This is a genomic window from Gimesia panareensis, assembly GCF_007748155.1.
Lineage (GTDB): Bacteria > Planctomycetota > Planctomycetia > Planctomycetales > Planctomycetaceae > Gimesia > Gimesia panareensis.
Genome location: NZ_CP037421.1, coordinates 2552084 through 2566805, shown reverse-complemented (window position 1 = coordinate 2566805; position 14722 = coordinate 2552084). Strand labels below are relative to the sequence as shown.

General features: G+C 53.0%; 11 protein-coding genes and 5 tRNA genes. 13 read left to right on the top strand and 3 right to left on the bottom strand.

The window, feature by feature from the left end:
- Positions 1-5 precede the first annotated feature (5 nt).
- Genes Enr10x_RS09480 through Enr10x_RS09470 form a run of 3 tightly spaced genes read left to right on the top strand, consistent with a single transcriptional unit; the run spans position 6 to position 1919 of the window.
- A complete protein-coding gene (locus tag Enr10x_RS09480; protein ID WP_145448868.1) occupies positions 6-602 on the top strand; it encodes a DUF3592 domain-containing protein in 597 nt (198 codons plus the stop codon).
- Positions 602-1474 (top strand): SGNH/GDSL hydrolase family protein, encoded by an 873-nt coding sequence (locus Enr10x_RS09475; protein WP_145448867.1) that lies wholly within the window; start codon positions 602-604, stop codon positions 1472-1474. The genes Enr10x_RS09480 and Enr10x_RS09475 overlap by 1 nt, the downstream gene beginning before the upstream one ends.
- A 16-nt stretch (positions 1475-1490) precedes the next feature.
- The gene (locus Enr10x_RS09470; protein WP_145448866.1) at positions 1491-1919 is read left to right on the top strand and encodes a hypothetical protein; all 429 of its coding nucleotides are present in this window, start codon (positions 1491-1493) and stop codon (positions 1917-1919) included.
- 20 nt (positions 1920-1939) lie between these two features.
- Here Enr10x_RS09470 and Enr10x_RS09465 read toward each other — a convergent pair whose 3' ends face one another.
- Both Enr10x_RS09465 and Enr10x_RS09460 read right to left on the bottom strand, forming a co-directional pair.
- Positions 1940-3070, bottom strand: a complete 1131-nt coding sequence (locus tag Enr10x_RS09465) for a zinc-dependent alcohol dehydrogenase family protein (protein WP_145448865.1) — start codon at positions 3068-3070, stop codon at positions 1940-1942.
- Positions 3071-3098: 28 nt separating this feature from the next.
- Positions 3099-3878 carry a hypothetical protein gene (locus Enr10x_RS09460; RefSeq protein ID WP_145448864.1) on the bottom strand — a complete coding sequence of 260 codons (780 nt, stop codon included), beginning with the start codon at positions 3876-3878 and terminating at the stop codon, positions 3099-3101.
- A 423-nt stretch (positions 3879-4301) separates the two neighbouring features.
- Here Enr10x_RS09460 and Enr10x_RS09455 point away from each other — a divergent pair, with 423 nt between their 5' ends.
- On the top strand, positions 4302-6023 hold the full coding sequence (locus tag Enr10x_RS09455) for an MFS transporter (RefSeq protein WP_145448863.1): 1722 nt from the start codon (positions 4302-4304) through the stop codon (positions 6021-6023).
- 34 nt (positions 6024-6057) lie between these two features.
- On the opposite strand, the gene Enr10x_RS09450 is transcribed toward Enr10x_RS09455, so the two are convergent.
- Positions 6058-7263, bottom strand: coding sequence for a sialidase family protein (locus Enr10x_RS09450; protein WP_145448862.1), 1206 nt, complete (start codon positions 7261-7263; stop codon positions 6058-6060).
- Between the two features lie 394 nt (positions 7264-7657).
- On the opposite strand from Enr10x_RS09450, the gene Enr10x_RS09445 reads away from it, so the two are divergent.
- From Enr10x_RS09445 to Enr10x_RS09415, 9 genes are all read left to right on the top strand, one after another.
- Entirely contained in the window at positions 7658-10888 is a 3231-nt protein-coding gene (locus Enr10x_RS09445) for a DUF1553 domain-containing protein (RefSeq protein WP_145448861.1), read from the top strand.
- An 81-nt stretch (positions 10889-10969) separates the two neighbouring features.
- Positions 10970-12334 carry a DUF1501 domain-containing protein gene (locus Enr10x_RS09440; RefSeq protein ID WP_232093280.1) on the top strand — a complete coding sequence of 455 codons (1365 nt, stop codon included), beginning with the start codon at positions 10970-10972 and terminating at the stop codon, positions 12332-12334.
- Between the two features lie 161 nt (positions 12335-12495).
- Positions 12496-13191, top strand: a complete 696-nt coding sequence (locus Enr10x_RS09435) for a GntR family transcriptional regulator (RefSeq protein WP_145448860.1) — start codon at positions 12496-12498, stop codon at positions 13189-13191.
- 335 nt (positions 13192-13526) lie between these two features.
- Positions 13527-13598 (top strand) — tRNA-Phe (locus Enr10x_RS09430).
- A gap of 22 nt (positions 13599-13620) precedes the next feature.
- Positions 13621-13693 (top strand) — tRNA-Glu (locus Enr10x_RS09425).
- 21 nt (positions 13694-13714) lie between these two features.
- Positions 13715-13799 (top strand) — tRNA-Ser (locus Enr10x_RS29905).
- A gap of 77 nt (positions 13800-13876) precedes the next feature.
- A tRNA-Ser gene (locus tag Enr10x_RS29900) sits at positions 13877-13962 on the top strand.
- Between the two features lie 22 nt (positions 13963-13984).
- Positions 13985-14058 (top strand) — tRNA-His (locus tag Enr10x_RS09420).
- A 32-nt stretch (positions 14059-14090) separates the two neighbouring features.
- A complete protein-coding gene (locus tag Enr10x_RS09415; protein WP_145108695.1) occupies positions 14091-14687 on the top strand; it encodes an HNH endonuclease in 597 nt (198 codons plus the stop codon).
- Positions 14688-14722: the final 35 nt, after the last annotated feature.

Sequence of the window (14722 nt, the reverse complement as noted above, 5' to 3'; positions counted from 1 at the left end):
AGACGATGGTCGAATTCAATTCTCTATCAGGTAATAATAACATTTCGGAAGCCGAGATGTTCCAGCCAAGAAACTTTTTCCTGGGACTTGGTGCCGGAGTGGTTCTGATTTCTGTTGCCTCGTATATGCTCTTTGTAGTGGCTCTTCCCGATGTGCTGACTTATTGGAAATTCAGGTCAGCGGTAGCGACGCCCGTAACCCGGGTATTAAATGTGCGTTTTGTGTTCATTGGGGATGAAGAATCAACGGGAAAGGTGTTTGCGAAGTATGAATATGTCTTCAATGGCAAAACATACACGGGAAGACGTCCTTCGGTTTACAGCAGTAAGCACTGTTCGATTTCGTATCATCAATATCTGTATGACATTATCAAATCGTTTCAGGATAAACGGGGGGCACTGGTCTGTTATGTGATTCCAGAAAATCCGGCTGAATCGGTAATTGATAACACATTTCAGCTTGATAAATTCTTCGTCCCATTTTTGTTTGTATTAATTCCTGGAGGCATGGGGACGTATATTCTGATTACAACATTGCTCAATACGACACGCTACTTTGAGTCGAAATATGATATGCCGGCCATTAACGAAACGGATTTATAATGAATCCGATTGTCTATCACATCGCGTCGGGACAGTCATTCTTTACAGGTTGTACTCTGATCATCCTGGCGGCCATGTTGTCGTTGAATGACAAGCTGTGGACAAGACGGATGATGGGCCTTTCGTTCCTGCTGGGAGTGATTGCGGTGGTTGTCTCGTCAACTCCCCTGCCCTGGTGGTCGTATAGTGTATTGGGAACTGTGATCCTGATCTGGCTGCTGGTACAGTTTCGAAAGCGGAAGCAGCGGGGATTGTCGTATGCGATGATCGTTGTCTGGCTGGCGGCGCTGGGGATGGAACTTCCCTGTCATCGACTGCCGCATGTCGAGCCTGTGTCTGAGCGGAGTATGACCGTGATTGGCGATTCCGTAACCGCCGGTTTGGGAGATCCGCAGACGAAAACCTGGCCTCAGCTTTTGAAACAGAAATACGGGATTGCTGTGCAGGATTTATCGCGTGTCGGTGCAACCGTCTCCTCGGCCCGAAAGCAAGTTATCGCGACCCGGATAGAATCACCCCTGGTGCTGCTGGAGATTGGTGGCAATGATATTCTGGGATCGACCACACCAGCACAGTTCGAAGCTGATCTGAATGCGCTGTTAAAAGTTCTGGCTGCGCCGGGACGCCAACTCGTGATGCTGGAACTGCCGCTGCCTCCCTTTTATCATCAGTATGGCCTGGTTCAACGGCAACTCGCGCGAAAATATGGAGTCAAACTGATACCGAAGCGGGTCTTCTTGTCTGTCCTGGCAGGTGGAGGAGCGACGCTGGACAGTATCCATCTTTCGCGGGCCGGTCAGCAGCAGATGGCGGATCAGATCTGGGAGATTGTGGGGCCGGCGTATCCCCGTTCAGATGAAACAAGTGATTGAATCCGGGGTGAAGACAATGAACAGTGATGAGTATTGGAAAATGCTGGTGGAACGGGTTTATCATCAGCAGGAAGAGTTGGTTGGTATCGAAGAGACCTATTATCGTTTGTCCTGTATCTATGGGGAGACAATGGTCGATGGGATTCAATCGTATTTTGAACGTCGGGTTCAAGAATATCAGAAAGACATGACTACACTGGTGGATCATGGATTTAAACCTGTTGCAGACGAATATGCAAATGCGAAATCGATCATGTTTGGCCAGAATGATTTGACTCCTGAAAGTGTAGACGAGTTTTATGATCGAATGTGTGAGGATGAGGACCTGGATAACAGAATTGATCAGCAGTTGGGGCCTGTCTATGATCGTCTGATCGAACAGTTGGAAGACCTGAATGAGTACATCTATCAATTTGGAATCAAGCACCAACTCTATTCGGAATAATAGCTGGAAACAAGCAGCTCTTATTTCTCAAACGTAATCACCTGCCGAACCGCGGCTCCGGTTGCGAGTTCATCGAAGGCGGCATTGATTTCATCCAGTTGAATCGTGCGCGAGAGCAGCTTGTCGACAGGCAGCAGGCCCGCCTGGTACATGGCGATGAAACGGGGCAGATCCCGTCGCGGGACCGCGGAACCCATATACGACCCTTTGATGGTACGTTCCTCTGCGACCAGGCTGACTGCGGGGATCGAAAACATCTTTGCCGGGTGCGGGAGTCCGATCGTGACAGTCATACCACCCCGTTTGGTAGCAGCATAGGCCTGCTGCAGGACTTGTTCGCTGCCCACGCTTTCGAAAGCATAATCGACGCCCTGCATAATGTCTTTGAGCATTAATACGGGATCTTCTTCACCAGCGTTAATCAGATGTGTCGCGCCGACCTGGTCGGCCAGTTCCAGTTTATCGGGAAGCAGATCCACGGCAAAGATCGATTCGGCACCCGCGGCACGGGCGCCCATGATCGTACTCAGGCCCACCCCTCCCAGACCGAAGACGGCCACGCTGGAGCCCGGTTCCACTTTCGCGGTGTTGACGACCGCGCCCACGCCGGTCATCACCGCGCAGCCAAACAGGGCGGCGGTACTCAGGGGGAGTTGTGAATCAATCTTGATCAGTGATTCCTGGGCAACAACCGTGTATTCAGAAAAGGCGGCTACGCCGAGGTGGTGATTGATCTCCTCTCCCGACGCGTTACGAAAAGGACGGCGACCTGAAAGCAGGGTGCCGGCGATGTTGGCTTTCGCACCAGGTTCACAGAGGGCAGGACGACCGGTGGCACAGGGAATACAGTGGCCGCACAGGGGGACGAAGGAAAAGACCACGTGATCGTCGGGTTGCAGATCGTGTACGCCGGGGCCGACTTCGCGAACAATGCCGCTGGCTTCATGGCCCATCACCATCGGCATCACCCGGGGCCGTGAACCGTCGATCGTCGAGAGATCGGAATGGCAAAGCCCGGCTCCCGCCAGTTCCACCAGCACTTCCCCCGGACCGGGATCGTCCAGCTGCAGCTCTTCAATCACCAGCGGTTTCGACTCGGCGTAGGGAGTCGATTTTTCCATTTCATACAACACAGCGGCGCGAGTGTGCATGTCCCGGGTATCCTTTTGTTATTCGAATTTATTCTGAATCCTCTTTGACGATATAATTCAGCTCGCCTCCCTGAGGATTGGGTTTGCGTAGATCAGAGACGTGCGCTCCCGGGGGGAGTTTCATCTTAAACTGCTCAATAGGTATCGTAACATTGGATTTAATGGAGTCGACCTTGAACCTCGAGGCGTATGTCAAATAGTTTTGGTTCTCATAAAATTGATACTGCTTCACTTCCCAGGTTGTGGGTAGAGGTCCTGATTCCATATTGTTGGAATATTGGAACTGAAACGTAAAGTATTTTCTACCAGATTTTAGTCGCTCATACTGCATCACGACGCATTCGTAATCACGGGGAGCAACCCACAGACGACTGACGCCTGATTTGTCTGTTTTTTCCAAAACGGTGCAATCGATCCCCTGGATCTGTTTGATTTGGTTTTGGGGAAAGAAACCATCCAGCGACGTTTCCGTGCAGGGATCGCCCGCCAGCAGAGACCAGCACAAAGGACTCAGGTTTGCCCAGAAAAAGATCCTGTACTCTGCAGGATCTTTAAATATTGTGGCATGGGTTGTTTCTCTGAAGAGATAGTAGTGTGCCGCAGTCTGGCCATCGGTCGTCAAAGTCATATCATGATTGTACATTTCTTTTAATTGCAAGTCTGGATGACGGCCCCAATAGCGGCAGCGAAATCGTGGAGAATCCAGCAGGAGTGAGTACCGTGTGCTGTATTCGACCTGCTCTTGCAGATAGCGACGGGTTTCCGCAGCTGTGAGTGGCACATCTTCATCATGGATATTTGACTTCATATACGGGAGCTTACTGGATGTCGTTTCCTGAGACAGCTCGAGCCGCATTGCCTGCAGACGTTCGCGGCGTTGTTGCCAGGTCTGGTTGATCTCTTTGATCGTGAGAGGCTCTGTTTCAGCAGCATCAGTAGTGGAACTGGTGCCCACACAGAAAATGAGTTGGCTCAGTATAAGGAGTGAGAGACAGCAGCGATCCATGCCGGGGGCCTTTCTGTTCGAGTGACAAAAGTCCATTTCGTCGCGCGGGCTTAATATAGAACATTTTCAGCTGAGAGACCAGAGCGGATTTGCTGCTGACGGAGACGGCTGCACCCTGATGTTGATTTTGCCTTGTTTGACAGAACATGCTCGTTTTGATCAAAGTATGCTGTTATACTGCTGCAACTTCTTTGCTCACCAACCCTGATGGAAAGCTGAAACAACATGTCCAGTGTGGAATCGTCCCGATCGTATGTCCGATATCGTGTGATCTTTGCCTGCATGCTGATGGCCGTGTTGTTGTACCTGGACCGGTTCTGCATTTCCTTTGCAGAGGTGTTCATCAAGGACGAGCTGGGGCTGACCGATCATCAGATCGGGATTCTGCTGGGCTCGTTTTTCGTTTCCTATGCGTTATGCCAGGTTCCTTCCGGATGGTTCAGTGACCGGTTTGGCGCCAGGAAAATGCTGACGCTTTATATCCTCATGTGGTCTCTGTTTACGGCACTGACGGGATTTGCGACCGGTTTCATCATGTTGTTGATCTTCCGGTTGGGATTCGGCCTGAGTCAGGCTGGCGCTTATCCTACTAGCGCGAATATCGTCAGCAAATGGATGCCCTTAACAGAACGGGGTTTTGCCAGCAGTATGGTGACCGTGGGCGGACGGATTGGAGGTGCTCTGGCTCCAGTGCTGACTGCCTTTCTGATTATCCTGTTCGTGCCTATCTCAGAGTCCTCTGATTTAAAACCGGGGGCCCTCCTGCAACCGCATCAACTGGCCAGTACGTTTTTGAAGCGAGTTGATGAAAAACAGACTTTTGAATCCGAAGTCTATGCGCAGCTTCCCCCTGCTGATCAGGAGTTTCTGAAATCAGCGGCCGCTGATCCCGAGCTGCCGCCGGGATCGGCAGAGGAAGATAAATTCATCAATGATCTGAATCAGATTCTGCAGAACGCGTCCCTGTATAATCCGCAGGAGTACGAAGGGATGAAATTGAATCAGCAGGCCGAACAACTGCTGACGATCAACTCCGCCGACATGACTCCGGATGAGAAATCGCGTTTAAATCGACTGTTGTTTGAAGCCCGCTATTATGACGACGTTCGCAAGGTGCAGGGACAGGGCTGGCGAAAAATGATGATGACCTACGGCGTTATCGGCATTTTTATCGCAGCAATATTCTGGTGGATTATTCGCGATTATCCCCGGGCTCACCCATCCTGTTCCGCGCAGGAACTGGAGTTGATCGAACATGGACGCCTGGAAGAGGACAAAGATCATTCTAAACAGATTGGCGGGATTCCATTTAAAGCCATCGCGATGAACAAGAGTCTCTGGTTACTTTCGCTGTCGCAATTTTGTACCAACGTGGGGTGGCTGTTCCTGGTCACCTGGCTGCCACGTTACCTGGATGAAACCTACCGGGTTCCACTGGAGACACGAGGCAAAATGGTGACGTTTGCACTGGCGGTCGGCTGGTTTGGAACATTGTCAGGGGGAAAAGTAACCGACTGGTTGATGAGACGAATCAGCTTGCGCTGGAGCCGCGTCTTGCCTATTGCGATCTCACGATTTACAGCGATGGCAGCATACCTGGTTTGTATGCTGGACGTCTCCCCCTGGGTTGCGGTGATTATGTTTTCGATTGTCGCGTTTTCCACCGATTTTGGTTCTCCTGCGATGTGGGCTTTTAACCAGGACATTGCTGGAAAACACGTGGGGTCAGTGCTGGGGTGGGGCAATATGTGGGGGAACCTGGGAGCGGCTGTCGCTCCTGTACTGATGATTGCAGTGATCGGTATAGACCATCACTGGAACAATGCCTTCATTACCTGTGCGATCGCATTTCTGATCGCCGGCGTGGCTTCGCTCTGGGTTGATCCCGCTCAGACACTGGTTGTGGAGACCAGTGAAGAAATGGAGACCGAGACACCTGAGTCATAATCGTCAGTGTGGCTGACGATGAGACCTGCCTGGCTTACCTGCTTTGGGAATTGCTGTCGGCGAGCGCGTCCAGCTCAGCCAGTTTGAGTCGCACGCTGAGGATGTAGGGAGCTTTTCCCTGTTCCCAGTGGCCATAGGTGGTGAGGATGAAAGTCCCGTTGGGGAGGGCTTCCACCCCCGGATAGGCACAGTCGGCTCCTCGGGTATTGTCTTTGAGCCGTACGTGGTATTGCCCTTCTCTTCCTTCGACGAGATCCTCGTATGTCCCGACCCAGGCCACCCAGTCCCCTTCGGTGGGGGCCTTGTGTCCCCGGGGTGTGTTACTGCGGAATGAGATCAGCAGTCGCCCGCTGATCGGATCGTATTTTCCGATATGACGATCCCCGTTGAGGGCGCCAGGCAGATCGCGGGGCTCGGTCCAGGTTTGCCCCTCGTCGTTGGAAAAAATGATCTGCGAATTATGACGGCGGCTGTTTTCACGCAGCAGAACCGCCAGCTGTTTCCCATCGGGAGAGCGGATGATGCCTGGCTCGCAGATGTGGTATTCGGACGATTTGTGAATCGCGATTGGATCCGACCAGGTCAGCCCGCCATCGGTTGAGAGACTTTTAAACAGCGTGAAAGCGATCGGAGATTCCTGTTTCGAGTCCTTGGCGATAAAGCGTCCGTCATCGTGGAACAGAGCCATGTAATGTCCTTTGCCGGTCTTGAGAGGTTCGACACAGCCCATGACCACAATTCCGCCCCAGTCGCCGACCTGCTGCAGTTCACTCCAGGTCTGGCCGTCATCTTCCGTGACTGCCATCCGGGTGGGGTAGAGTCCGGAGAACATGATGATCCGTTTTTTACCAGTCGCATCGATCACCCGGTGCAGCGTTGGGACTTCGCGTGACGTGGCCCAGGAAGCGGGAGTCGGCAGACGTTCGCTCCACGTTTTCCCGGCGTCGTTCGAGCGTTTATAGACAATGCCTCCTTTGCCGTGTCCCTTGGGATAGACACAGAGCATGGTTTGATTGTCTTCCAGCAGGGCTGTCGTCGGATGCCCGAGGTACTGCCCCTCCTCCCGGTCGACGACGATCTGCCGCTCCGTTTGATCGTTGAGATCGAGGTACGGAATCGTGAAACCGGGCTGCTGTGTACTCGCAGCAGGTTCTGCCGCCAGGCTTGATGTGACCAGAGCACAGACCAGAATTGTAGAGGACAGAATTCGATACGTAATGGCAAGGGGCTTCAGTGACATGTCAGGATTCCTGATGTTGTCTGGAGGTGAGAGGAACTGCGAAAGTGATGCTTTGCTGCGATGACGCGACTGTTTCACAGTTGTTCAGACTAACGGGGAAACTAAGCGACTGCAACTTTTTTGAATTCTGTCGTGGGTAGGGACGAACGTCAGGAGTTGCGATTCGTCCTGAACGGGCTTGGAAAATGAGGAAAATCAGGGCAGATTTGGATTGAAATCGTGGAAATCGACCGATTCAGCAGGCTTTTTTAAATATTATATTGTTATTCCCGCTTTTTCCCGATACGATATAAAGCATGCTTGATGTATCTGATTGCGCTGAAACGAGATACACGAGTGCTTCCTCAGCCTGCGGGCTTTTTCCCACCTGCCTTTAAACATCGTAGACATGACTATGAAAACTTTGCGAAAAGTGACAGTCGTCATCGTATTCACGAACCTGTTTCTCTCTCTCCCACATGCACTCTTTGCCGCTGATGCCAAAGCGGATCGGGCGGGACTGGATTTCTTTGAGAAAAAGATTCGTCCCGTGTTGATCGAACATTGTTACGAGTGTCATTCAGCCAAATCGAAAAACCTCAAGGGCAGTCTCTTGCTGGATACCCGGGAGGGAATGATCACAGGCGGAGATTCCGGGACGGCACTGGTGCCTGGTAAGCCCGACGAAAGTCTGCTGCTGGAAACCCTGCATTACAGTGAAGACAGCTACCAGATGCCCCCCAAAGGGAAACTTCCGGATGCCGTGATCGCGAACTTTGAAAAGTGGATCGCGATGGGCGCCCCGGACCCGCGGAAAGGAGACAGCGGTCAGGCGAGGCATGCCGGAATTGATTTTGAAAAGGCCCGCGAATTCTGGTCTTTTCAGTCGCCGAAGAAGCATTCCGCTCCCCAGGTCAAACAGAAGCAATGGCCGCAGAATCAGATTGATGCCTTCATTCTGGCGGCCCAGGAAGCAAAAGGTTTCTCCCCTGCCCCACCAGCCGACAAGCGGACTCTGATTCGCCGGGTTTACTTCGATCTGATTGGTCTGCCTCCCACACCACAGGAGGTGGAACAGTTTGTGAAGGACAAATCTCCCGATGCGTATGCCCGTCTGATTGACCGGCTGTTACAGTCGCCGCACTACGGAGAACGTTGGGGACGTCACTGGCTGGATGTCGCCCGCTACGCTGAAGACAACACCAACATGGGCCCCCACAACGGTCCCTATCCGCACGCCTATCGTTATCGCGACTGGGTGATCAAGGCATTTAACGAAGACATGCCTTACGATGAGTTCGTGATTCGTCAGCTGGCGACCGATTTTCTGCCCGAAACCGGTCCCGAAGACTACCCTGCTCTGGGATATATGGGGCTGGGACCTTCCTATCATAAAGAGGTCGCTTTGTCGCAGGTGACGCTGGAAAACCGCTATGCGGATGACTGGGAAGACCGGGTGGACAGCCTCTGTCGTGGTCTGTTGGGGCTGACCATGGCCTGTGCCCGCTGCCACGATCATAAATACGATCCGCTGACGGTCGAAGACTACTACGGCATTGCTGGCGTCTTTGCTTCGGTCCGACAAACGACACGTCCGATCATTCCTGAAAAGGAAGTCGCGAAAACACAGCCGGCCCGTGACAAAGTGGACAAGCTGACCGAGGAAAATAAGAGCCTGACCGATAAGAATCGCGAATTGAATAAGCGAAACGCATTACTCAAAGAGCAGATTAAAAAAGCAGGCAAGACGGAATTCGCTCTGATCGCACCCCGTCCTGATGTAAAGCAGCAGACCACGATCCGGTACCCCATTCCGCCGGTCGAACTGAAACAGAACACGGACCTGGTTGCGAAGCACAATCAGACGATGAAGGACAACAAAGCAAAGATCGAAGAGATCAAGAAGAATACCCCCGGGTTTGATCTGCCGCTGGCGGACGCTTTGACCGAAGAACAGGTGCGGGTCGAAGAAATCACCAAAGACCGGATGAAGATTGTCTACTACCCCGATAAGCCCCGGGATCTGAATGTGTTCATCCGCGGGAGTGCCTCAAATCTCGGAAAACTGGTTCCCCGCCGCTTTGTGCGGGTTCTGTCAGACGGGAAGCCGGAACCATTCAAGAATGGCAGTGGTCGTCTGGAACTGGCACAGCAGATTGCCAGTCGGGACAATCCCCTGACGGCCCGGGTCATGGTGAACCGCGTCTGGCAGCATCATTTCGGCGAGGGTCTGGTCGATACGCCGAGCAATTTCGGAAGTACAGGCTCCCGACCCAGTCATCCGGAACTGCTGGATGATCTGTCTGTCTGGTTTATGGACCAGGGGTGGTCCATCAAGAAGCTGCATCGGCTGATCATGCTTTCTGCCACTTATCAGCAGGCTTCCAATGTGGAACTGACTGCAGCGCAGAAGAAAGAGGACCCGAACAATCGGCTGCTCACGCACTTCAACCGCAGACGACTGGAAGCGGAAGTCTACCGGGATGCCCTGCTGTCCGCGGGGGACAACCTGGAACCAGCACAGGCAGGCCCTTCCGGAGATATTGATGATGCGACTTTTCATCGCCGCGGAGTCTATGCCACAGTCTCCCGTCACAAGCTCAGTACCTTTCTGCAGTCATACGATTTTCCCGATCCCGCCATTCATGCAGCCCGACGATCAAAAACTACGACTCCGCTGCAGCAGTTGTTCGTGTTGAACTCCCCATTCGTCAGGCAGCAGGCACAGCTGCTGGCGAAACGCTTTGAAGGAGAATCGTCCGAACAACGAATCGATGCTGTCTACCGGACCCTGTTTTCACGACCAGCGACGCCGGCTGAAGTGAAAATCGGTCTGCAGTTTATCGAGCAACCAGCTGCGGACAACAATCCAACCCAAATCGCAGAGCAGATCCCCACCTTTGACGGCAAACGGATGAAAGCCGATGTTAAACAGCTGGGAGATCAGTATTCTGTCGAACTCTGGCTGAAAAATCAGGTTCCGAATGAGAAGCGAATTATTACAGGCTACTTCTTTTCCAGAGGGAAGGATGGTGCTGTGAAGGCGCCCGGAGATCACCTGGGTATTGCTGGCAAATATCGTCCGAACAAAGCGGGCCGACTCTTCTTCTACAATGGAGATCAGAAACGGCAGTCGCTCTTCGGGAACACCGTCATCCAGCCGGGGACCTGGAACCATGTGGTCTTTGTTCGCGATCAGAAAGAGATTAAGGTCTACCTGAATGGGAATCCCCAGCCGGAGATTGTCGGACAGGCAGATCCCGGTTACGCAGCGGGCATATCCCAGATCATTCTGGCGGGCCGCAATGACAATTTCTCAAACTTTGAAGGGCAACTGGGGGCGGTGGCCCTGTTTAACCGGGTGTTGCAACCGGAAGAAGTGACAACCCATTTTCAGGCGGCTCAACTCAAGCAGGACAAGCTGGCCCATGCGGAATATGTCGCGACGCTGCTTGAGTCGGATCCCCTTTCCTGCTGGCCTTTGCGGACCGACAATCCGAATCTGGCACAGGCCGCTGATATTACCTCACACAAAAACAACGGCACCTATGAAGGCCGCGATGATCTGGATCCCAATCAGCTGACCTCCTGGCAGCGTTACTGCCAGGCATTGCTCTGCAGCAATGAAATGATGTATGTCGATTGAGGCCCGGTCCGAACCAAAATAGCGTTTTCAAAAACAGTTTAAGAGATCAACGATATGATTCCTTCCGATAATCTGAACAGCATGACTCGCCGTGAAATCCTCCAGAAAGTGGGAGGCGGGTTCGGCATGTTGAGTCTGGCTGGGATGCTCTCCGCAGCAGATGCCGCGCCATCCAGTGCACTGACGCAAACGCCGCATTTTGCTCCTAAAGCGAAGCGGGTGATCTTTCTGTTCATGAGCGGTGGCCCTTCACAGGTCGATACATTTGATCCAAAACCACTGTTGAAGAAATTCGCAGGCCAGCGACCCAAAGAGGCCGATATCAGAACGGCTTCCAAAACCATGGGGCTGCTCCCCTCGCCCGTGAAATTCATCAAGTCCGGCAAATCAGGGATTCCGGTTTCCGAGCATCTGGTGAAGACCGCTGAGCACGTCGATGATATGGCGATCATCCGATCGATGCACACGGATTTCCCGAACCATGCCCCGGCACTCTGTATGATGAATCTGGGAACCCTGACACCCACCCGCCCCAGTCTGGGTTCGTGGCTGACATACGGTCTTGGATCGGAAAATCAGAACCTGCCCGGGTTTATCGCCCTCTGTCCGGGAAAGCCGGTTGTCGGCCCCAAACTGTGGGGCAGCGCCTTCCTGCCCGGAAAGCACCAGGCAACTCATATCAACAATAAAGACCTGACACCCGAGAAGATGATCCCCTTCCTGAAGAACGACGTCCTCTCTTCCGATGAGCAGAAGCGCCAGCTTGACTTGGTCCAGGCGATCAACAAACAGCATCTGCAGCCGCGGGCTGGTGACAATGAGCTGGAAACACGGATCAAGTCGATGGAGATGGCTTACCGGATGCAGTTCGCTGCCACCGATGCCTTCGATATTTCGAAAGAACCGGAAAAACTGCAGGAAGCCTACGGCAAGAGCGAGTTCTCGAAAGCCTGTCTGCTGGCACGCCGTTTGAGTGAACGGGGCGTCCGCTTCGTGCAGGTCTATTATGGAAACCGTCAGCCCTGGGATACCCACAGCAATCATGACAAGAGCAACGAGCGGCTCTGCAAAGACATCGACCAGCCAATTGCTCAGCTCATGACGGATTTGAAGCAACGCGGATTGCTCGATGAAACTCTGATCGTCTGGGGTGGTGAATTCGGTCGGACCCCGACAGCCCAGGGAGGTATCAATGGCCGCGATCACAACCCGTACGGCTTCTGCATGTGGCTGGCTGGTGGCGGGATCAAAGGGGGGACCATCCATGGTGCTTCTGACGATTTCGGCTTCCGGGCGATGCAGGACAAAGTCCACGTGCACGACCTGCATGCCACGATTCTGCACCTGATGGGCATCGACCATGAAAAGTTAACCTACCACTATTCCGGTCGTAATTTCCGCCTGACCGATGTCGCCGGTGAGGTTGTACAGAATATCATCGCCTGAGGTCTGCTCAGCGCAAGTCGGAGCGAGTAAGTCTCTGACTCATATGTATTTCCGAAGAATGAGAAGTCACCGCTTTTCTCTCCTCATGGAATCATATATAATATTTCATCACGTCTTGTGTTCTCAAATTCAGGCCTGAGACAGGCCCTCAAGGATCAATTATGTCGACGTCCAATCTTCCCGGTTCCTTTTCCATGGTGCCGCGGGGCAATATTCGCGAAGTGGTGGTCCAGCGCATTCTGGCTGCGGTCATTCGAGGCGAATTTCCCGTCGGTCACCGGATGGTGATCCAGAGCCTGGCAGAACAGTTTGGTGTGAGTGCCACTCCGGTCAGGGAAGCCCTGGTTGAACTGGCGTCGATCGGCATCGTGGAGAATCTCCCTAACCGGGGCGCCGTGATGCGAGAGTTTGGATCGGTTCAGATCCGGGAGATCTATCAGCTTCGTCGCATTCTGGAAGTAGAAGCGGTACGGACCGCTTGTGGGAAAATAGAACCGCGGCAGCTCGCTGAACTGTCAGAGCAGTTTGCTGCCATCGCCAGAGAAAAACGGGACAACAGCTGGTCTCAGAAAGCGATGACCCTGGATATCCGTCTGCATTCCCTGATCGCCGAACAGTGTGGCAGCACCCGTCTGCAGGACGAATTACGACGCTATAACACGCTGGTCCAGGCGATCCGCGAAGTTGTGGATAACGAGAGCCAGGCGCAGGAGATCGCGTTGACCGACCACGAAGAAATTATCGCTGCTCTGCAGGCAAATGACTGTGACCTGGCTGCGGAAAAGATGGAGCAGCATATTCGCCGGACCGCTTCCCTGGTCGAAACGCTGGTACAGGAACGCGAAGCAGCCAAATAGGTTCCCTCAACCCCGACGGCATTTGTTTCGGGGGATTCCGTTCTCTTTTCGAATCTTCGAAAATCTCACTGAATCATGCGAACTTTTCTGCTGATCAGCCGTCTTAGTAGTTAGTAGAACACAACTAACGGACAATCTTTATAACTGACCCACAGGTAGCAGTGTGAACTTTTCAGAACAGACCTCACATTCAGAACGGACAGACATTCATCGGAATTCGGGAAGTGAATCCGATGCCAGTCTCCCGTTACGTACCTGACACCAGAGGGCCTGCAGACATTGATTGACTCAAATAAAGACCTGGTGTTCGGCGGAACTCAGGTCTTTTTTTACAGGGATCGGTAGCTGAGATGGTATAGCGGCGATCTGAAGAATCGCAGACGAGGATTCGAGCACCTCCCGATCCACTTGCCAGAATTTCGAAAATACGCCCCGTTCGTCTAACGGCCAGGATACCGACCTCTCATGTCGGAGACGCCGGGTTCAATTCCCGCACGGGGTATTTCAAAAAACAGAATCATCAGGAAGTCATCCGGCTGGATGAGGGCCCTGTCTTGAAAACAGGTGATGTCTTAAGGCATTTGTGGGTTCGAGTCCCACGGCTTCCGCTTGGAACTAAAGTGATGTGGAATGTCCCCTGCTCTGTGGCAGCAGGACGTTCATACATCGACACAAACTGGAAAACGGAAGGTAGCCGGATACGGTTTGCCGGACCGCACTGCTAATGCGTGTGCCTGCCAGGGCGTGTGGGTTCGAATCCCATGCCTTCCGCTTTGGACTGAATTTCGATATGGTGTTCGTAGTGTAATGGTTTCGCATATAACACTGTGACTGTTATGGTGGCGGGTTCGATTCCCCCCGAACACCCTTTTCCCTACTGTATCGCAGGATAGAGAATCATGGTGTCATCGACGTTACAGCGGCCTACGCTGATTTTAAACCGAAACTGGCAGCCTGTCGGCATTACGACGGTGGCCCGTGCTGTGGTGAAAATCTGGAATGAGACGGCACGCGTGGTCGACCCTGCAGATTACCAGACGTATTCCTGGGCCGATTGGGCAGCACTCCGGCCAGCTGAGGATGAACTGGTGATTCACAGCAGTCACGCTCAGTTTCGTGTTCCGGAAGTGATTACGCTGCTGAAGTACGACCGTGTTCCCCGGAACGTGGTGACGTTCAGCCGACGAAACGTTTTCAAGCGTGACCGGTTTACCTGTCAGTATTGTGGTTGTCAGCCCGGTAGCGAAGAGCTGACGATCGACCACGTCCTGCCTCGTTCACAGGGTGGTGAAACGTCCTGGGAGAACTGTGTGCTGGCTTGTGTGGAATGCAACTCTCACAAGGCGGCCCGGACGCCCGGTCAGGCAAACATGCAGCTGATGAAAGAACCGGTTCGTCCGAAATGGAAACCGTTCTATGCGCTGCAGAACATTCAGGTCGACAGTTGGTCTCGCTTCATCAGCGAGAACTACTGGAATGTCGAGCTGGAACGATAGGTTGTGAACTGAGTGCTCCTGGCAATGTGTCAGGA